At 72.8% G+C, this 19,566-nt stretch carries 17 protein-coding genes; 8 read left to right on the top strand and 9 right to left on the bottom strand.

All coding sequences use genetic code 11. The annotated features are described in order from the left end of the window. Window positions 1-41: 41 nt before the first annotated feature. Window positions 42-593 (bottom strand): hypothetical protein, encoded by a 552-nt coding sequence (locus LUW87_RS09035; protein ID WP_232670810.1) that lies wholly within the window; start codon window positions 591-593, stop codon window positions 42-44. 150 nt (window positions 594-743) lie between these two features. On the opposite strand from LUW87_RS09035, the gene LUW87_RS09040 reads away from it, so the two are divergent. The 6 genes from LUW87_RS09040 (at window position 744) to LUW87_RS09065 (ending at window position 6,024) form a co-directional block, all read left to right on the top strand. After that, window positions 744-1,031, top strand: a complete 288-nt coding sequence (locus LUW87_RS09040; RefSeq protein ID WP_232670811.1) for a DUF4190 domain-containing protein — start codon at window positions 744-746, stop codon at window positions 1,029-1,031. Window positions 1,032-1,041: 10 nt separating this feature from the next. Further along, a complete protein-coding gene (locus LUW87_RS09045; RefSeq protein WP_232670812.1) occupies window positions 1,042-1,503 on the top strand; it encodes a flavodoxin family protein in 462 nt (153 codons plus the stop codon). Window positions 1,504-1,910: 407 nt separating this feature from the next. Beyond that, window positions 1,911-2,525 carry a DUF4190 domain-containing protein gene (locus tag LUW87_RS09050; RefSeq protein WP_232670813.1) on the top strand — a complete coding sequence of 205 codons (615 nt, stop codon included), beginning with the start codon at window positions 1,911-1,913 and terminating at the stop codon, window positions 2,523-2,525. Between the two features lie 7 nt (window positions 2,526-2,532). After that, a complete protein-coding gene (locus LUW87_RS09055; RefSeq protein ID WP_232670814.1) occupies window positions 2,533-2,931 on the top strand; it encodes an MmcQ/YjbR family DNA-binding protein in 399 nt (132 codons plus the stop codon). A 51-nt stretch (window positions 2,932-2,982) separates the two neighbouring features. Next, the gene (locus LUW87_RS09060; RefSeq protein WP_232670815.1) at window positions 2,983-4,173 is read left to right on the top strand and encodes an alpha/beta hydrolase family protein; all 1,191 of its coding nucleotides are present in this window, start codon (window positions 2,983-2,985) and stop codon (window positions 4,171-4,173) included. 180 nt (window positions 4,174-4,353) lie between these two features. Next, the gene (locus LUW87_RS09065) at window positions 4,354-6,024 is read left to right on the top strand and encodes a diguanylate cyclase domain-containing protein (protein WP_232670816.1); all 1,671 of its coding nucleotides are present in this window, start codon (window positions 4,354-4,356) and stop codon (window positions 6,022-6,024) included. Between the two features lie 42 nt (window positions 6,025-6,066). Here the strand turns inward: LUW87_RS09065 and LUW87_RS09070 are convergent, their stop codons facing one another. The 6 genes from LUW87_RS09070 to LUW87_RS09095 all read right to left on the bottom strand — a co-directional run bounded on the left by LUW87_RS09070 (window position 6,067) and on the right by LUW87_RS09095 (window position 14,298). Beyond that, a complete protein-coding gene (locus LUW87_RS09070; RefSeq protein WP_232670817.1) occupies window positions 6,067-9,183 on the bottom strand; it encodes a bifunctional diguanylate cyclase/phosphodiesterase in 3,117 nt (1,038 codons plus the stop codon). A 317-nt stretch (window positions 9,184-9,500) separates the two neighbouring features. After that, window positions 9,501-9,647: a hypothetical protein gene (locus LUW87_RS09075; protein WP_232670818.1), complete on the bottom strand. Its 147-nt coding sequence runs from the start codon at window positions 9,645-9,647 to the stop codon at window positions 9,501-9,503. Then, on the bottom strand, window positions 9,644-11,305 hold the full coding sequence (locus LUW87_RS09080; RefSeq protein ID WP_232670819.1) for a diguanylate cyclase domain-containing protein: 1,662 nt from the start codon (window positions 11,303-11,305) through the stop codon (window positions 9,644-9,646). The genes LUW87_RS09075 and LUW87_RS09080 overlap by 4 nt, the downstream gene beginning before the upstream one ends. Before the next feature lie 390 nt (window positions 11,306-11,695). Next, window positions 11,696-12,355: a mycothiol-dependent nitroreductase Rv2466c family protein gene (locus tag LUW87_RS09085; protein WP_232670820.1), complete on the bottom strand. Its 660-nt coding sequence runs from the start codon at window positions 12,353-12,355 to the stop codon at window positions 11,696-11,698. A 93-nt stretch (window positions 12,356-12,448) separates the two neighbouring features. Further along, window positions 12,449-12,970, bottom strand: a complete 522-nt coding sequence (locus LUW87_RS09090) for a nuclear transport factor 2 family protein (RefSeq protein ID WP_232670821.1) — start codon at window positions 12,968-12,970, stop codon at window positions 12,449-12,451. 2 nt (window positions 12,971-12,972) lie between these two features. Beyond that, window positions 12,973-14,298 carry an aromatic ring-hydroxylating oxygenase subunit alpha gene (locus LUW87_RS09095; RefSeq protein ID WP_232670822.1) on the bottom strand — a complete coding sequence of 442 codons (1,326 nt, stop codon included), beginning with the start codon at window positions 14,296-14,298 and terminating at the stop codon, window positions 12,973-12,975. Window positions 14,299-14,571: 273 nt separating this feature from the next. Here LUW87_RS09095 and LUW87_RS09100 point away from each other — a divergent pair, with 273 nt between their 5' ends. Further along, window positions 14,572-15,831, top strand: a complete 1,260-nt coding sequence (locus LUW87_RS09100) for a cytochrome P450 (protein WP_232670823.1) — start codon at window positions 14,572-14,574, stop codon at window positions 15,829-15,831. 77 nt (window positions 15,832-15,908) lie between these two features. Here LUW87_RS09100 and LUW87_RS19205 read toward each other — a convergent pair whose 3' ends face one another. Further along, complete coding sequence (locus LUW87_RS19205; RefSeq protein ID WP_232670824.1) at window positions 15,909-17,330, bottom strand: diadenylate cyclase; 1,422 nt, start codon at window positions 17,328-17,330, stop codon at window positions 15,909-15,911. A 116-nt stretch (window positions 17,331-17,446) separates the two neighbouring features. Continuing rightward, the gene (locus tag LUW87_RS09110) at window positions 17,447-18,373 is read right to left on the bottom strand and encodes a VOC family protein (protein ID WP_232670825.1); all 927 of its coding nucleotides are present in this window, start codon (window positions 18,371-18,373) and stop codon (window positions 17,447-17,449) included. 125 nt (window positions 18,374-18,498) lie between these two features. On the opposite strand from LUW87_RS09110, the gene LUW87_RS09115 reads away from it, so the two are divergent. Then, on the top strand, window positions 18,499-19,536 hold the full coding sequence (locus LUW87_RS09115; protein ID WP_232670826.1) for an NHL repeat-containing protein: 1,038 nt from the start codon (window positions 18,499-18,501) through the stop codon (window positions 19,534-19,536). The last annotated feature ends 30 nt before the right edge of the window (window positions 19,537-19,566 follow it).

The following is a 19,566-nucleotide window of genomic DNA, read 5'->3' on the forward strand; positions in this document are numbered from 1 at the left end:
TCCCCCGTCAGCGTGCCCGAGGCCCGCAGTCTGGCGCGGGCTCAGCCGTCGACGGACGACGACGCACCGAGGGCCTCGCGCCACAGCTCCTCGACCAGCACCTCACCGAACAGCCAGCGCGCCACCTCGTCGAGGCGGTCCTCGTAGCCGGCGAGGCCCACCCGCAGCCGCACGGCCGAGACCGCCACCTCGGCGTCGACGAGCACCGCGCAGGTGATGGCCTCGCCGGGCAGGCCGAACTGGTTGCGAGCGGCCAACCCGGCCACGTCGTCGGGCGGCAGGCAGGTGGCGAACCACCGCTCCGGCGCCGGTCCCGACGACGACCAGTAGAGCCCTCCACCCAGGTCGCGCAGGGATCCGCCGAGCTCGACACCGGCGACCAGATCGAAGCAGTCGACGTTGCCGGGCACCGCGGCGGCCAGCAGCGCGGCGCGCGCCTGGCAGGGGGTGACGTCGGCGGACGGGTGGCGCGACACCACCAGGTCGCGGTCGCCGGTCTGCATCCTCAGCTCGGCACCCGGCACCGCGTGGGCCAGCACCACCGTCTGGCGCAGCAGCGCCCGCTCCGCACCCGTCCGTCGCTGTTCGCTCATCCCCACGACCTTTCTGTTAGGTATACCTAACACCATAGGGAAGGCACCCGTGCGGAGCAAGGCTGGACCGTCGCCCGGGGCACGACAGGTCGGGGGACTAGCGTTCGGGGCACCGTCGGCGCCCCGTCCGGCAGCACTCTCGGAGACGACATGAGCGACACCACCTCCAACCCCACCGGTCCCGTCCCCACCAACCCGATGGCGGTGGGCGCGCTGGTGATGTCGATCTCGTCGCTGTTCTTCTGCGGACCCGCCGGGGTCGTCGGATGGTGGCTGGGGCGCCGGGCCGAGCAGGACATCCTGGCCTCTCCCCCGCAGCAGGGCGCCAAGATCGCCAAGGCCGCCAAGATCATCGGCCTCGTCGCCGTCGGCCTCTGGGTGCTGGGCGTGGTCATCATCGCCGTGATCGCACTGATCGCCGCCATCGGCGGCGACTGAACCGCCCGCCGTGCCCCGTCTCCTCGTGGTGCACCACACGCCGTCGCCGGCGACGCACACCCTGCTCGAGGCGGTGCTCGACGGCGCCCGCACCGACGAGCTCGACGACATCGAGGTCGTCACCCGGCCGGCCCTCGGCGCCACCACCAGCGACGTACTGGCCGCCGACGGCTACCTCCTCGGCACCCCCGCCAACCTGGGCTACCTGTCGGGGGCGCTCAAGCACTTCTTCGACACCATCTACTACCCGTGCCTCACCGACACCGTGGGGCGCCCCTTCGGGCTGTGGGTCCACGGCAACGACGACACCACCGGCGCGGTGACCGGCGTCGAGAAGATCACCCGAGGGCTGCAGTGGAAGCTGGTCCAGGCGCCCCTCGAGCTCACCGGCGCCCCCACCCGGGCCGACACCGATGCCTGCTGGGAGCTGGGCGCCTCGGTCGCCGCGTCGCTGGCCGAGGGGTTGGCGTGACCACCCCCGCCCCCGGCCGCGACACCCCGAACTCCGAGACCACCGACCCCGAGTCCACCACCTCCGGGGCCGGGACCGGCCGGACCGAGGCCCGAGGGTGCGAATCGTGCGGCGGACCCCACGCCTCGGTGATGGACACCCCCGACGGACCCTCCCGCCTGTGCCCGCCATGCGCCACCCTCCACGGGCTCGGCTGCCCATGAGGCCTCGCCCCACCTCCCGCCCGTGGCGGTCGTCCCCAGGTCCTGGGCCCGGGCGAGCGCACCCCCCGCCGCACGGGAGCACGGAGGACATCGCACCGGGGACCCGCCGGCAACGGTCCCGGTAGTGTCGCCGATGCGCGCCGGCTCGGGCAGCCGACCGGCGCACGCCACCAGCGGGCAGCGATCTCTCGAGCGAGGGCGACGATGAGCGACCAGGACCGACCTCAGGACCTCCCGTCGAACCCTCCGCCGTACCCACCCCAGAGCGACCCCTGGTACCCACCCGCGGCGCCGCAGTCGACGGCACCACCCTCCAGCGCAGGACCGGGCCAGGCCCCGCCCCGGTGGATGCCGCCGGCCGGCCCGGGCCAGCCGCCCCCGCCAGGACCCCCCGGAGGCCCGTACGCACCCGGACCCGACCCGTCCGGCGCCGGGCCCAACCCCTACGGCCCCGGGCCCAACCCCTACAGCCCCGGACCCAACCCGTACGGTGCCGGACCGAACCCGTACGCCCCCGCCCCGGGCGCCGGTTCGCGCACCAACAGCAACGCGCTGGTCGCCCTCATCGTCGGGGTGGTCGCCCTCGTCGCGTGCCAACCCCTCGGGCTGGTCGCCTTCTTCCTGGGCCGCAGCGCCCGCAAGGAGATCGCCGAGTCGCAGGGACACCAGGACGGCGACGGACTGGCCGTGGCCGGGCAGGTGATCGGTCTCGTGAGCTGCGCCATCTTCGTCCTGTCGATCCTGGCCGTCGTCGTCATCATCGTGATCAGCGTGATCACCGCCGCCGCCACCTCCGACCCGAGCACCACCTCGTTCTGACGTCGCCATGGCCGAGACGATCCCCACCGACGACGGGGTGGACGCCGCGCTCGCCGCCGTGCGCCAGCGCTGTCTGGCCCTGCCCGAGGTCACCGAGAGGCTCTCGCACGGGGCGCCCACGTTCTTCGTGCGGGGCACGACCACCTTCGTGATGTTCCACGACGACCACCATGGCGACGGCCGCCTGGCGCTGTGGTGCGCGGCGCCGTCGGGGGTGCAGGCCGAGCTCGTGCGCACCGAGCCCGACCGCTTCTTCCGCCCGCCCTACGTGGGCCACCGCGGCTGGATCGGCGTGCGCCTCGACGTGGCCCCCGACTGGGACGAGATCGAGGGGATCGTCACCGAGGCGTACCGCTGCGTGGCCCCCAAGCGCCTCGCCGAGCGTCTCGACGACGACCGGCCCTGACGACGGCGACCGGGCGCCGGCGGGCCCGTCGGGCGTGGCAGGCTCACGGCCATGGAGCTCTTCTTCGACGATGCCGACATGGACGGTCAGCTGCAGCGCTCGGTGAGCGCGGCGTACTCGGGGTCGGCCGACGTCGGCGAGGTGCTGGCGGTGGCGGCACGCATCACCCCCGGCGACTACGACAGCTGGTGGCAGGAGTGGTCGGCGCTGGCCGAGACCAGCGACCGCGCCGCCGCCGCCGCCCGCCAGGCCGGCCACACCGTCTCGGCCACCAAGGCATTCCTGCGGGCCACCGAGTACTGGCGCCAGGCGTGGTTCTTCCTGCGCCACGACCTCGACGACGAGCGCCTGCAGTCCGGATGGCGGCGCCACCGGGCCTCCTTCCGGGCGGCCACCGAGCTGTGGCCCCACGCCACCACCTGGCTCCGGGTGCCCTTCGAGGGGGTCCACATGGAGGGCTACCTCGTGCGGCCGGCCGACGACGACGTGGCCCGCCCCACCGTGATCGCGCCCTGTGGCTACGACTCGGCCGCCGAGGCGGGGTGGGCGGCCACCGGCTACATGGCGCTCAGCCGGGGCTGGAACTTCGCGGTCATGGAGGGCCCGGGTCAGGGCGGGATGCTCTACGAGCACCGCGTCCCCATCCGCCCCGACTTCGAGGTGCCCTTCGCCGCCATGCTCGACGACCTGGTGGGACGGCCGGGCGTCGACCCCGACCGACTGGCGCTCGTCGGGCGCAGCTTCGGCGGCTACCTGGCCCCGCGGGCGGCCGCCTTCGAACCCCGCATCGCCGCCCTCGTGTGCGACCCCGGCCAGGTCGAGTTCACCTCCCGCATGGCCACCCAGATGGGCGACGAGCTCACCGCCAAGGTGCTGGCCGGCGATCCCGAGACCGACGCGTCGCTCCAAGACATGCTCGAAGGTCCCCGCAACACCGAGTACTGGGGGGCCCGCATGGCCACCCACGGCCAGGGCACCTTCGCCGGCATGCTGCGCGAGCTGCACCGCTTCGACATCACCGACATCGCCGGACGCATCACGTGCCCCACGCTCATCACCGAGGGCGAGGGCGACTTCGCCAGCCAGAGCACCCAGCTACGAGCGCTGCTCACCGGCGACGTCACCCTCGTGCACTTCGACATCGCATCCGGCGCAGGGGGGCACTGCGAAGGCTTGGGGGCCACGCTGTTCGAGCAGGCCACCTTCGACTGGCTCGAGGATCGCCTGGGCCACGCCCCCTGACCGCCACCTGCCTGCCTGACCCCGACCTGAACGTCATCTGACCGTGGCCGAGGCCTGCGCCCTGCGTGCGCCGGACCGACCAGCCACGTATCGTCTCCCGGGGCGGCGGGTCTCCCACCATCCGTGGTGGGTCGGGGAAGGGACAACTCGGGTGGCCACGGAACCGGACGAGGACTGGCGGTGAACCCCGAGCCGTTCACGATCCGCCACGACCTGTCCCGCCCCTTGGCCGACTGGGACCTCGACGCGCTGGTCGCCCTGAGCGCCGGCGCCCAGGTGCAGGCCGAGGGCGAACCCGACGCCGTGGCCAGGGTCCTGCGGGCGGTCCAGGGCGACGCCGTCGTGGTCAACCACGTCAGCGACCTCGGACGGGGGTTGCACACGGTGCACCCCCTCGACCGCACGCACATCGTGGCCGCCTGGCGCCGGGCCCGCGACCACCCGGGGGAGGTCGTCGAGGTCCACTGCCGCAGCGCTCGCGGCGACGGTTGGGGCGCGAGCCGCCAACGCTTCCTCAACCTCTACGGCCACCCCGAGCTGGCCGTTTTCTGCATCCTCACCGACGAGTTGGCCACGGCCGATGTCGAGTTCACCACCCCCGACACCACCGTCGTGATGGGCGCCCCCGCCCGCTGGGTGCTCATGCACACCAGCCCCATCGGCGGCATCGAGTCGGTGGAGGGCACCATCGAAGAGCTCCTCGGCGTCCAGTCCGCGTCGCTCGTGGGCACCACCGCCATCGACCTCGTCGACCTCGACGACCAGAACGCGGCCCTCGGGATCTTCGCCGAGGCCATCCGCGAACCGGGACGGGCCATCTCCGCCCAGCACCGGCTCCGACGACCCGACGGCACCACACTGTGGGTCGAGAGCACGCTGCTGTTGACCCCGCCCCGGTCCCATCCCTCGGGACCGGCCGACGACTCCACCCTCGTCGTGCTCGTCGTCGACGCCACCGAGCGACGGGCCCAGGAGGCCGCGCTGCAAGCCAGCCGCGAGGAGGCACGAGGGCTGGCCGAGGAGTTCCGGCTCCTCGCCGAGGAGGTGCCCTCGGGCGTGTTCCGCGCCGACATCGGCGGCAACGTGCAGTTCGCCAACTCCCACTTCGTCGACCTCGCCGGCGGCCGCCCGGTGGCCAACCTCGCCGACCTCGCCCACCCGGGCGACCGCGACCGGGTGGAGGCCGCCCGGGCCGCGGCCATCCGCCACCACGACGACGGCCGACCCGGCGACGACACCGTCACCGTCGAGTTCCGCTCGGCGTTGCCCGACGGCGGCAGCCGCTCGCTGCGGGTGCGAGCCCCCCGCAGCGGCTCCGGTGCTCCGTCCGGGCTCATCGGGGTGTTCACCGACTCCACCCCCACCGCCCGGCTGCGCGAGGAAGCCCGCACCGACCCCCTCACGGGCCTGCGCAACCGCACGGCCCTCGACGACCACATCGAGACCGCCATCGGTGCCGGCCGCGAGGTGGCGGTGATGTTCATCGACCTCGACCGCTTCAAGGAGGTCAACGACGCCCACGGCCACCATGCGGGCGACGCCGTCCTGCAGGTCGTGGCCAAGCGCCTCCGCGGCTGCACTCGACCCACGGAGATGGTCACCCGCTACGGGGGCGACGAGTTCGTGATCGTGAGCACCGACCCCGCACCCGACATCCTCGAGAACCTCACCGGGCGCGTGCACGGGGTGCTCGACCACCCCATCCGGGTCGACGGCCTGCTGTGGCAGCCGTCGGCCAGCCTCGGCCTGGCGTTGTCGGAGCCGGGCGACGGCCCCGCCGACGTGCTGCACCGCGCCGACCACGAGATGTACCAGGCCAAGCAGCGCCGCCGCCGGCCGGCGTCGTCGTAGGAAGGGCGAGAGCCGACCGGGCCCCGAGAGGGGCCCGAGGGGTCACCGGGCTTCGGCCTCGATCCAGTCGAGGAGGGTGGCGCCGTCCACCGGGCGGCTCCACAGGTAGCCCTGCCCCCAGTCGCAGCCCAGCTCGACCAGCTCGGCGGCCTGCGCCTCGCTCTCGACCCCCTCGGCGATGGTGAACAGGTCGACGGCGTGGGCCAGAGCGATGATGCCCTCGACGATCGCCCGGTCGCGGAGGCTGTCGGTGAGCCCGCTCACGAAGGTGAGGTCGATCTTGAGGCAGTCGACCGGCAGGCGGCGCAGGTAGGTCAACGACGAGTACCCGGTGCCGAAGTCGTCGATGGCGATCTGCAGGCCGAGGTCGCGCAGGGCCCCGAGCCGGGCGATGGAGGTGACCGGATCGCCCATGACCGCCGTCTCGGTGATCTCGAGCATGAGCCGGGTCGGGTCGATCCCGGTCTCGGCCACCACGGCCTTCACCCGGTCCACCAGGTCGGGCTGGGCCAGCTGACGGGCCGACAGGTTGACCGAGACCATCGACGGGGCCGACCTCCCCGACTCCTGCCACGCGCAGAACTCCCGACAGGCCTGGGCCAGCGCCCACTCCCCGATGGGGTTGATGAGCCCGGTGCTCTCGGCCACGTCGATGAAGCGCGCCGGGGCCAGCAGGCCGTGCTCGGGGTGCTCCCAGCGCAGGAGGGCCTCCACCCACACCCCTTCGGTGCCGTCGGCGCGGGCGAGGGCGACCTCGGGCTGCCAGACGAGGCGGAACTCGTCGCGTGGCAACGCGCGGCGGAGGTCGTTGGTGAGATCGAAGCGCTCGATCGCCCGGTCGCGCATCTGCGTGTCGAAGATCTCGTGGCGGGATCGCCCTTGCTCCTTGGCCCGGTACATGGCCCCGTCGGCCTCGCGCAACAAGACGTCGGCCGACGCCTCCTCCCCCGTGCGTGCGGTGATGCCGATCGATGCGGTCACGTAGGTCTCCACCCCGTCGATCGCGATCGGGGTCGCCATCGCCTCGGCGACGCGCTCGGCCACCATCGCGGCCTCGGTGACGTCGTGGACGCCCTCGCAGAGCACGGCGAACTCGTCGCCGCCGAGGCGGGCCACGGTGTCGCCGGCTCGCACCGCGTCGACGAGGCGTTCGGCCACCACCACCAGGAGCTGGTCGCCCACGTGGTGGCCGAGGGCGTCGTTCACCAGCTTGAACCCGTCCAGATCGATGACCAGCACGGCCAGCGTGGCCCCGTCGCGCTGGGCAGCCGCCGCCGCATGCTCGATGCGGTCGACGAGCAGGGTGCGGTTGGGGAGTCCCGTGAGGCCGTCGTGCAGGGCCAGGCGCCGCAGCTCGCCCTCGGTCTCGGCCTGGTCGAGTCTGGCCGAGACGATGTTGCCCAGCGCCACCACGAAGTTGGCCTCGTCTTCCCCGAACGAGCGGTCACCCAGGGCGAAGCCGGCGAGCACGCCGTGGTCGGCGCCCCGGCGACGCACCGGCACCGCGACCACCGCCTCCACCGGGAGGACGAGCTGCTCCATCCATGTGCGATAGCGGGGGTCGCGGGCCAGACCGGTGAGGATCGGCTCGCGTTCGATCCGAGGCAGGAACGCCTCCAGCAGCCCGGCCTGGGCCTCGGTCAGGGGTTCGCCCTTGCGGGCGGTGAGGGCGCCGAACTGCGCTCGGACCACCGCGCCGTGGGCGGTGGCCTCCCCCGTCTGGCGGTGGGCCAGCTCGACGAACATGGCGATGTCGACCCCCGCGGTGCGGGCCAGGCTCTCGGTGACCACGTCGATCACGGCGTCGACGTCGCCCTCGGCCAGGGCCAGCTGGCCGACCCGGGCGATCTCGGCCTGCATGGTCGCCTGCCGCTCCAGGTCGCGCCGGGCGGCCACCTTCTCGGTGATGTCCGAGGACACCCCGATGAAGCCCGCGACCCGTCCATGGTCGTCGACGATCGGCGTGTTGTGGATCGAGAGCGGCACCTGCGCGCCGTGCCTGGTCTCCACCACGATCTCGTCGGTCCACGGTCGGCGCTCCCTCATCGCCGCAGTGGCGGCGTCGATGTGCTGGGCACCCTCGACCACCGGCGCCACGTCGCCCGCCAGGCGTCCGATCGCCTCGCGCGCGCTCCAGCCGAAGAGCCGCTCCGCGGCGCTGTTCCAGTAGGTGACCCGAGCCTCCCGGTCGGTGGCGATCACCACCTCGCCCACCGACGACAACAGCTCCGCCTGGAAGCGCATCGCATCGCGCGCGGCTCGGCTCTCGGTGATGTCGTGCATGTTGCTGAGGACGCCGTCGGGCCCGAGGTGGTCGGTGCGGTTGGTGAGGTACACCTCCATCCATCGCCACCCGCCGTCACGGTGCCGAAGCCGCATCTCCGCCGACGACGTGGCCCCCGGTTCCCCCTGCACCGCCGTCCACGCCTCGAGGGTGAGGTCGAGGTCGTCCGGGTGCACGTCGTCGGCGAGGTCCTCTCCCAGATAGTGCTCCGGAGGGAACCCGGTGATGGACTCGACGCTGTCGGTGATCCACAGCGCCCGTCCCTCGCGGTCGAGCACGCTCACCACGTCGCGGCCGAGGGAGAGCACGGCCTGCAGCTGGGCTTCGCTCTGCACCGCCCGTTGCCGAGCCTCGGCCTGTGCCTCACGATCGGCGAGGGCCTGCAGGGCGAAGGCGACGTCGGCCGCCAGTTGCTCGAACAGCTCGACCAGCCCGTCGTCGAACATGCCCACCCGCGACCCGTAGAGGGCCAGCGAGCCCACGATCGTGTCGTGCACGCTGATCGGCAGGCAGCACGACGACGCCAGGCCTCCTGCCACGACCCCGCGGCGATGCACGTCGTAGGGCGTGGCCGCGGCGATGTCGTGCACGACGCACGGCCGGCCCTCGGCGATGGCACGAGCCGACGGCAGTGGGCTGTCGAGCGAGATCGTCGTCTCGGCCACCCGTTCCGCCCCCAGGCCCGCCGCCGCCAGCGGGACGAGCGACCCTTCCTCACGACGCTCGCCCACCCAGGCGAGCACGATCTCGGGGTCCTGCACCGCGACATCGCACACGCCCTGCAGGATCTCCTGTCGGGTCGCGGCCCGCAGCACGGCGCCGTTGGCGGCCGCCAGCATCGAGTAGAACCGCCCTCGGCGGTGGCCCGCGCTCACGGAGCGTGCGCTGCCGTGAGCGGCGGGTTCTCCGTCGGCCGTCACGTCTCGCTCCCCCCGTCCGAGCGCTTCCGCCCCCCCACACACTCGCCTCGGCCGAGTCTAGGGCTCGCCGTCGGCCCGCGACTCGGAGTCGGCCCGGCTCCCGACGCCGGCTCCGACGGACCGTCCCCTCGGGTCCGTCGCCCCGACCGTCATCGCCGACCGGCGCTCCACGGCTCGACGACCCGACGCTTCGTCGCCGGAAACGCCGAGATCCCGGCGCGAGTCCAGCGCGCCGGGATCGTCGTGGGGACGGTGACGTCCTGCGGGGATCGCTAGGCCCTCGAGCGACCGGACGTGACGGCGGCGACGATGAGGCCGACCACGCCGACGGCGGCGACGATCCAACCGATGGTCGAACTGGCGAAGAGGGCGATGAGCACCCCGACGACGATGACGACGAGCGCAGCTCCGATGGTCATGATGATTCTCCTTGTGGGTCCGTTGGTCGGGGCGGGCCTCCCGACCCCGGTCCCACCTCCTCTACCCCTGCGCTCGCCGGAACAGTCCCGTCGGTGACGGCCTCTCGGATCGCGAACCGCTCCGCCAGGCGGTCCCGTAGCTCGGGTCGATAGGTGACGAAGCGTCCGCGGCCCGACTCCTTGGCGTCGTAGAGCGCCAGGTCGGCGTCGCTCAGCAGGGCGTCAGCGTCGGGGCGAACCCCCTCGGCGATGCCGATGCTGAGGCCGACCACCACCGAGCGAGGAGGATCGGTGTCGAGCACGAAGGGCTCGCGGACCGCCTCGAGCAACCTCTCGGCCACCAGCTCCACCGACGCTCCACCCGGAGCGCTCTCGGTGAGCACCACGAACTCGTCGCCACCGAATCGGCCGAGCGTGTCGGATTGGCGCAGGGCGCCCCGGAACCTCTCGGTGACGGCCTTCAGCAACTCGTCGCCGACGGCGTGGCCGTAGGTGTCGTTCACCGCCTTGAAGCCGTCGAGGTCCGCGAAGAGCGCGGCGGGCACCATCCCCGAGCGCGGCGCCCGTTCGAGCAGGTGCGCCGCCCGATCCAGCACCAGCGTCCGGTTGGGCAGATCGGTGAGCGGGTCGTGCAGGGCCAGGTGGGCCAGCTCGGCGGTGCGCTCGTCGACGAGGTCCCACGCCCTCCGCTTCGACGAGGCCAGCACCCGCACGATGATGAAGGCCAGGAGGAAGTTCACCAGCACACCCACCGCGGCGAGGAGGGCGAAGCCGTTGACCTGGGAGGGCGTCGGCGACGGCTCGATGGCGAGGGCCAGCTCCCACCGACCGGTCTCGCCGAAGGTGGCGAGCCGTTCGGCCGGGCCTTCCGGGGCACCGCCGGGGCTCGTGGCCTCGGCCACCACGAAGGAGGTGCCGTCGGGCTCGACCCGGGTGAGCACCGCGCCGACACCCGCGTAGTCGTCGAGCACGTCGGTGAGGATGCTCTCGACGTCGACGGCGGCGATGAGCCAGCCGCGGATGGGGGCGCCCTCGGTCCCCAGTGGCACCGCGGCGTCCACGAAGACCGGCTGCACGACGGTGAGGAACGAGTCGTCGCCGGCGTCGAACGGCACCGTCACGGTCCCCCCGGTGGCCTCGGCCGCGGCGAACGCCGAGCGCACGTCGAGCTCGGCCCCCGTGGCGAAGCGCAGCGGTCCGCCGCAGAGGTCGAGGACCTCGGGCGCGAAGGCGAACGCCGCCGACTGCTGCACGCCGGCCCGGCCGAGGCAGTACACGGGGCGGTCGCCGGGGGGCTGGATGCCGATCTCGGCGGCGACGTCACCATCCGGATCGACCTCCCGCTCGGAGGTCTCGGCCACGAAGGTCGCCAGCTCGTCGGCCGGCACCCGCTCCACGTAGCCCAGCCCGTCGATGTCGGGGAAGCGCTCGGCCACCGCCTGCCCGTCGAACCAGACCTGCAGCTCGCCGGGAGCGATCTGACCAGCGGCCAACGACACGAAGGCCCGGGCGGCGAGGATGAGGTCGAGGTTCCGCCGCAGCCGGCTCTCGACGGCCTCGGTGACCGTCACCTCGGTGTTGTCCACGCTGCGCTCGGCGTCGGCTCCCAGCTGCTGGGCGGTGAGCAGACCCGCCAGCAGGGCCACGACCACCCCCACGGCGAGGATGGCCCACGCCCACCGCTCGGCCCGACTCGTCGTCCTCGTCGAGGACGACGACAGCGGCGGGTCGGACGCTTCCGAAGGGGACGGTCCCGATGCGGCACTCGGCCCAGCCGGGCCCGTGGGCCCTTCGGTGGCCATGACCCCTCCCGGGCCCGGCTGCGCTCCGATGCCGCTTGCGTCCACACCCCGAGCCTTGCACCGCCGCCCGGCGGGCGCCGGGGGACCGGGTCCCGGAGGGCGTCGCCATGGGTCCCAGGCCGACTGGGTCGCGCGCACCGGGCCGTTCGGACCAGGTCGGTGGCGTCGGGTACGGCATTCCCGCCCGGGCGCCGTGGGGGCAGGGAGCGAGGGCCCGCCCGACCGGCGGCGAGCGCGCCGCAGGCCTCAGTCGAAGACGAGGTCGTCGCGCAAGGAGCGCTTGATCTCGGCGAAGCCAGGCGTGGCCGCCAGGAGGCGCACGGCGTCCCAGAGACGCACCGCGTCCTCGCCCTTGGGGGCCTGGGAGATGACGGGGCCGAACAGCGAGTTCTCGCGCTCTGTGCCGGGGTCGAAGGTGAGCAACGGCGTGCCCACGTCGCGTCCGGTGCGACCGAGCGCGGTGTCGGCCTCCTCGCGGAGGACGTCGTCGAGCGAGGCGTCGTCGGCTGCGGCCGCCAGCCCGGGCGGCAGACCGACCTCGGCGAGGACCTCGGCGACGAGGTCGTCGGGGATGGGCTGGCCCTTCCAGATGGCGGTGCTCAGCCCGCCGGGGTGCAGGCGGGTGCCGGCCGCGGTGTAGAAGTCGGCGATCACGTCCTCGCCGTGCTCCCGGCGAGCGGCCGCCGCCACCCGCAGCAGGTCGCGGCCCAGACCGTGCAACGCCGGGTAGGCAGGCGGGAACTCGGCCCCGTAGTCCTTGCCCTCGTTGACGACGGCGAGCGCGATGAAGCGCCAGCGCACCCGGTAGTCACGGCGCGCGGCGACCTCGGTGACCCACCGGCTGGTGACCCATGCGAAGGGGCAGATGGGATCGAAGAAGAACTCGAGGTCGGGGCGCTCGCTCATGGGCTCCACCCTACGGAGCGCTCCGCCCACCACCACGACCTGGGACCCCATCGATCGTGGCCGGCGCCGAGTCGGTGCCGAGGCGACGCCGCGTCAGTCGGGGCGCCGCTCGAGGTCGCGGTAGGTGATGTCGGTGCGGTCCCTTGCCCCGACGGTGAAGTCGTCCTCGAAGACGAACCGGGCGCCGGCGTCGAAGGGCACCTCGTAGGTCCAGTCGAAGGCGCACACCCGGTGGGCGATGCGCCAGGAGCCGTCGCGCCGTTCGAAGCGGTCGACGTAGCGCAGGGCCAGGATCATGTCGGTGGCCCGGCCGTCGTCGTCGGGGCGGCTGAGGTGGTGGGCGATGCAGTAGGTGTCCACCTGGGCCACGTCGCCCTCGATGCTGCGGAAGTGCGGATCACCGATGAAGTGGTGGGTAGCGGCGAAGTGCGGGAGCACCTCCACCACCCAGCGGGCGAACTCGGTGCCCGTGCCCCGGAACGAGTTGTGGTCGTCGTAGCCGTCGGGGTGGTAGCTCGACGCCATCAGCTCCTCGTCGAGGCGGTCGGTGCCCCGGGCCAGTCGCTTGACGACGTCGCGGATCTCTTCACGGGCGAGCAGCTCGTCGAGGTCCATGCTCAACCGCCCAGGGGCTGCATCTGGCTGGGTGAGATGCCCAGGTAGCGCTCGAGGTTGCGGTGCAGGTTGATGGCCCGCACCTCCTCGCTGCTCATCACCACGTGGGTGGGCCGTGCCTGGTGCATGCCCCGCTGGATGCCCTCGAGCAGCTCCACGTCCTGGCCGATGACCAACCCGAGCGGTGTGCCCGCCGGTAGGGACATCTCCTCGACACGCGTACGGGGCGAACCCTCCGGGCGCCGGTGCAGCAGGAACATCACCAGGTGGGCGTCGTCGGGGGTGGCGCCGGGGCGGGCGATCAACACGTTGACCATGTCACCCCAGATCAACACGGTGGCGTTGGGGAACAGGTTGTACTGCGACAGGTTCATGATCTCGTCGACCGTGTAGCCCGACATGTCGACCCCTCGGGCCGCCTGCACGTCGCGCACCCGCTGGGCGAACACGTCGCGAAGAGTCTGACCCTCGGGGATCTCCGGCAGCGGATCGCCGTCGGCGGCCCCGAAGCGGGCTCCCTGGGTGGCCACCATGCCCTCCCACACCTGCTCGTCGGTGACATCGCGCAGCCGCGGGCTGGGCAGGCCGTACTGCTGGTAGCAGACCCCGGTGTGGGTCCACAGCCGCTGCGGCGAGTGGATGTCGTCGATGGTGGGCAGCATCTCGGGGTGGATGCCCTGCACGTGGTAGATCTCCGAGAAACCCTCGGCCACCACCTTCCAGTTGGCCGGGGCGGGCACCGAGATGGCGGCATCGGCATGGAACTCCATGAGCCCGGCCCAGTCGGCGTCATGCCACATGCCGTCCATGTACTCGGGCAGCGCCATGGCCTCCGGGTCGGGGTTCACGAAGACCAGAGGCCCCCAGGTGTCCACCCGGGCGGGGGCCAGACCGTGGTCTTCGGTGCGGAACCCGGCGCCGAACCCCTTGCGGGAGGGCACCTCGCGCAGGGTGCCGTCGAAGTCCCACGCCCACCGGTGGAACGGGCAGCGCAGCTCCTCGAGGCCCGAACCGGCCCCGGTGCAGATGGCCGAGGCCCGGTGGGGGCAGCTGTTGAGGAACGCCCGCAGCTCGCCGTCGTCGCCCCGCACGACGAGCACCGAGAGGTTGCCGGTCACGTACTCGAAGAAGTCGCCGGGCTCGGGCACGTGGTCGATGGTGCAGGCGATCTGCCAGGCGAAGGGCCACATGCGCTCGGCCTCCATGGCCGCGAACGTGGTCGAGGTGTAGCGCTCGCGGGGGATGCGCACCGGCGCCACCGACGGGGTGATGGTGGTGTCGACGAGGTCGGGGTCGGACAGTCCGGTCACAGGGTGGCCGATGGCCATGGCAGCGCTCCTCGGAGAAGGCAGGCCCGCCGCGCGGGCGGACCGTCGGACACGGATCACCGAGGGACCTTCAGCGCGCATCCGAGCCCCCCGGCGATGCGTTCGTCGCCACCTTGCCACACCCCTCGGCGCACCCGCCCGCCGGGCGGTCCGGGCCGCGGGACCCGACACCCCCGCTGATACCGTCGTCATCGTCGCCGGTGGCCCGACCGGCACCCCTTTCGCTCCACGGCCCGTCTCGGCCGTGTGCGTGCCCGGGAGGCGCGTCGTCCCATGCCCAGCGATCTCACCCTCGACACCATCGACCTCTCGAGCATCGACTTCTGGGCTCGGCCGTGGGCCGAACGCCACGCCGCCTTCGCCCTGCTGCGACGAGAACGACCCATCGCCTTCTTCGAGGAACCAGAGCTGGCCGGGTTCCCCAAGGGCCCCGGCTACCACGCCATCACCCGCCACGCCGACATCCTGACCATCAGCCGCACCCCCGAGGTGTTCTCCTCGGCGCAGGGGGCGGTGTCCATCATCGACATGCCCGCCGAGCTCAACGAGTTCTACGGCTCGTTCATCTCCATGGACGATCCCCGCCACGCCCGGCTGCGCAAGATCGTCGCCGGCACCTTCACGCCCCGCATGCTCAACAAGATCTACGACGACGTCGAGCGGGTGGCCGTCGACACGGTCGCCGCGGTGGCCCCCAAGGGCGAGGTCGACCTCGTCGCCGAGATCTCCAGCCCGTTCCCGCTGCTGGTCATCTGCGACATGATGGGCATCCCCGAGAGCGAGCGCCAGATGGTGCTCGAGCAGTCCAACATCATCCTGTCGGGCGGCGACCCGGAGTTCATGCCCGAAGGCGTCGACCCGGTCACCGCGTTCATCGGCGCCGGCGAGCAGTTGGTGGCTCTCATGGACGGCCTGGCCACCGAGCGGCGCGACCACCCCACCGACGACCTGCTCTCGGCGTTGGTCAACACCGACGTCGACGGGGAGCGCCTCACCCAGCAGGAGCTGGCGTCGTTCTTCATCTTGTTGGCCGTGGCCGGCAACGAGACCACCCGCACCGCGGTGTCCCACGGCGTCGCCGCCCTCGGCGAGAACCCCGACCAGCGCCGGATCTGGGCCGACGACGTCGAGGGCGTCACCCCCACCGCCATCGAGGAGATCGTGCGCTACGCCTCACCGGTGATCTGGATGCGCCGCACCGTCACCCGCGATCACGAGCTGTCCGGGCACCAGTTCCACGAGGGCGACAAGGTGCTGATGTTCTACGGCTCGGCCAACCGCGACGACGCCGTCTTCGACGACCCGGACCGCTTCGACGTGCGCCGCGACCCCAACCCCCACGTGGGCTTCGGCGGGCCCGGTCCCCACTTCTGCCTGGGCGCCCACCTGGCCCGCCGCGAGATCGGGCTGGTGTTCCGCGAGCTGTTCCGCCAGCTCCCCGACCTCGAGCTGGCCGGCCCACCCGAGCAGCTGCGCTCGAGCTTCATCAACGGCATCAAGCACCTCCCGGTGCGCTTCACCCCCAAGGGCTGAACGCCGGACCAGGGCGGCCGGCCGGGCGCGCCCGGCCGCGGCGACACACCAATCCGCCGGGTCCGACCCCTCGAGGGTCAGAGCGGGGGCGGGCCCAGCAGGGTGGCGACCACGCGGCCGTCGCGGAACACGGTGATGTCGCCGTCGGCCGACACCTTCAGCACCACCATGGCCGTCTTCGACAGCGACTTGGCCGCCGCAGTGCGGGCCCCCTCGTGCTCGCTGTCGGCGCTGTCGACGATGGCGCCGTAGGCCAGCAGGCGACCGTCGCGGTCGACGATCGTGGCCCCGTCGAGCAGGGCCAGGCGGGCGAGGGTGACGTCGTCGATGTCCTTGGCGTCGATGAGGTGGTGCAGCTTCGTCTCGGGGCGCATGGCCAGCGGATCGACGTCGTCGCGCAGGTCGTAGCGGTCCTTGAGCGGCACCGTGCCGTCGATGGCCGAGGCGTCGTCGACGATGGCCAGGATGGCCCCACCGCGGTCGCCCGAGACGATGAAGGCGGCGTCGACGACGATGCCCGCCGCCTCACCGCCGCCGATCATGCGCTCGACGAGCGCCGCCAGCTGCAACGGGAACGCCGACCAGTGCTCGCCTCGGCGCACCAGGAACGGACGGCCCGAGAGGAAGGTCCAGATGCTGCGATCGGCCCGGAGGAAGAAGCCGAGCCCACCGAGACGGCGGCTGGCCGCAGCCACCAGCGAGCCGCTCTCGACCAGGGCGACGCTGCGCCGGGGGCTGGCCATGCGCCGCCCGGCCGGACTCAACGCCGGCTCGAGGGTGACGTCGTCGGTGGCCAGGCGGTCGATGCGATGCCACTGCAGCTCGGTGCGGGCGTGGCCGTGGCCGTCGACGACCAGCACGGACCGCTGCCCGTCGAACAGCAACGGGGCCCGCTTGGCGGCGCGCACGTCGGCCGGGTAGTCGAACAGCAGCCGCGGATCCTCCTCCAAGACGTCGGCGATCAGCACCCCGTGGGTGAGGTCGTGGGACTCGACCCGGGTGGAGCTGAGCTCGACCAGGTACTCGATGACCTCGCCCACCAGCGCGGCCTTGTGGGCCTGGTCGGCGGAGGACGGCACGTAGTCGGCCAGCACCTCGGCGGCCACGACGTCGCGCAGCGCCCGTCGCACGGCCGGGTCGAGCCGACCGGTGACGGGGTCGACGGCCGTGCCCCGGAACCGCTCCGCGGCCCGCAGGCCCGCTGCCGGGAGGCCGCCGAGCATCTCCATGAGGGGTTCGGACCCCTCCTGGAGCAGACCGGCGATGCGCTCGTCGAGGCACACGGTGCAGGTGGTCTCCCAGCCGTCGGGGCCCGACGCGGTGGCGCTGACGGACCCGGGGCCCTCGAGGCCCGTGTGGGAGTCCTCGCCCGGGTGCTGGTGCGACAGCCCGACCGACGCCCCGAACATCACCCCGGCGAGGACGCGCGTGACCGCCTCGCCCACCGGGTCCGGGGGCTCGACGTGCGGCTGGGAGGTGTCGATGTCGGCTGCGGTCACCCCCTCAGTCTGCCGAACCGACCGCCGGTTCTGACGGGTCGAGGCGAGACGGCCGGCGGGACGCGATCGGCGCCACGCTCCGCGCAAGCCGGGAGCCAGGCGCCTGGCTCGGGGCGTCAGTCGAGAGCGCCGCTGGCCGAGGTGACCTCGATGAGCTCGAGGCACTCGCCGTCGGGGCCGGGCCAGAAGAGCACCCGCAGCAGCGGGAGGTCGTCGCCCACCGACAGCTCTCCGGTGGGGGCGAAGGGCTCGCTGCCGGCGGCGCGCACCACGGCTTCGTCGCGGGCGCAGTCGTCGGTCGACCACGCCATGCGGAACAGACCCAGCTCGTTGGCTCCCCGCACCCGTCGGTCGCCGCTCGTGGGCGCCACCGGTCGGTGCCACTGCACGAGCGACACCCCGAACTGCGAACCGCTGTCGGCCACGTCGGCCCGGCTGTACTCGACCGCGCCCTCGACACCGAAGAGCGACCCGTCAGCCGACGCCCCCTCCCAACGGCCCACCAGCCGCAGCCCGAGCACGTCGAGGTAGTAGGAGAGCGACTCGTCGAGGTCGACGGTGTTGACGACCACGCGGGCGATGCGGGTGTCGTCGCCGTCCTCGAGCTGCACGGCCACGCCATCGGGATCGGCGACCATGGCCGTGGGCACCGACGCCCCCTCGGGGTCGACGACCGGGGACGGCCCGGCGAGGAGCCGCCCCCCATGGGCGGTCACGGCGTCGAGGACCTGGTCGAGCTCGGGCACGGTGAGCACCAGCCGGGAGAAGCCCGGTTCCCACATGGTGGCCGGCGAGGCGCCGGTGGGCGGCGGCACCGTCCACTGCAACAGGTCCAACGACAGACCGTCGTAGCCACAGTCGCCCTGGAGCATCCAGGCGTCCCAGGCCACCTCGTCCAGACCGAAGGCGCTACCGGGCTGGGGCCGGCTCGGCACCGTGCGGGTGACCGGCTGCAACCCCAACGCCTCGTAGAACGCCACGGACCGGGCGAGGTCCGTGCAGTTGGAGTTGACGTGGTAGATGCGAGAACCCCCGATGGCCATGGCCCAACCGTAGGCCGATGGCCCAGCCCCGTGTCCGCCACCGCAGGCCGCGACATCTCCGACTCCCCCGGCCCACGTCCACTAACGTCTCGTTCGACTCGCCCCCGGACACTTCGAGGTCACACATGTTGCGCCCCCTTGCCAAGGTGGGAGCGGCTGCGGCCGTCCTCGCCGCCGCCACCCTTTTCTCCGCCTCCCCCGTCTCCTCCCAGGACTCGGGCCCGGCCATGGGCTACACCCTCCTCACGCAGGGAGGGGAGGTGCGGGACTGCCGGCTGGCCACCATCGACCTGACCACCGCCGAGGTCAACGCGCTCCCCGCCGCGTTCAGCGGGAACGCCTGCGTCAACGACCTGGCCGTCGCCCCTGACGGCACCGTGTGGGGCATCAGGGAGGGGCGGCGCCTCGCCCTCGCCGACGCCTCGTTCGCCCCTCAAGCCGAGTCACCGCTGTCCCTCGTCGCCTTCGACCCCACCACCGGCGCGGTCACCAACACGGTCACCATCGACATCCCGGGCCCCGACGGCAACGCCTTCCTCCCCGAGGGCGGCCTGGCCATCACCCCCGACGGCACGGTGTGGGCGCTCTTCGCCGCCGACGCCTGCGACGACGGGAACCAGAACTGCCTGTGGACCATCGATCCGTCCACCGGGTCGGCCACCCTCGTCGGGGAGACCGGCACGCTCGAAGAGGAGATGTTCGGGCTGGCCGCCTGCTCGGCCGGCGTGGTGACACTCACGATCGACGGTCGCAACGGCCCCACATCCGTGCCCGCCTTCGTCCCGAACCCGGACGTGGGCTTCCTCGACCCGGCCACCGGCCTGCTCACCGAGGGCCCGGCCATCGCCGACACCGTGGTGGGCTACGACTGCAGCGGCAGCGCCGGCTGGGCGCTCACCGGGGCGTCCATCATCGAAGACCGGTCCGTGCCCCAAGCCGTGAACGCGACGCTCACCAGCTTCGACCCCGCCACCGGCGCGCTCTCCGAGATCGCCGCAGTGAACCCAGCTGAGTCCGACGTCGTCCTGCTGGCCGTGGCCCCCACCGTCCCGCCGCCCCCCAGCACCACCACCACGACGGAGGCGGCCCCGGCCACCACCTCGGCCCCGACCACCACCTCGGCAGCGTCGCCGGCCGTCGTCACCCCCCGCTTCACCGGCTGACCCAGACCCTCCCGGCCCCACCGGCCGGTT

Source organism: Rhabdothermincola salaria (assembly GCF_021246445.1).
GTDB lineage: Bacteria > Actinomycetota > Acidimicrobiia > Acidimicrobiales > Acidimicrobilacustridaceae > Rhabdothermincola_A > Rhabdothermincola_A salaria.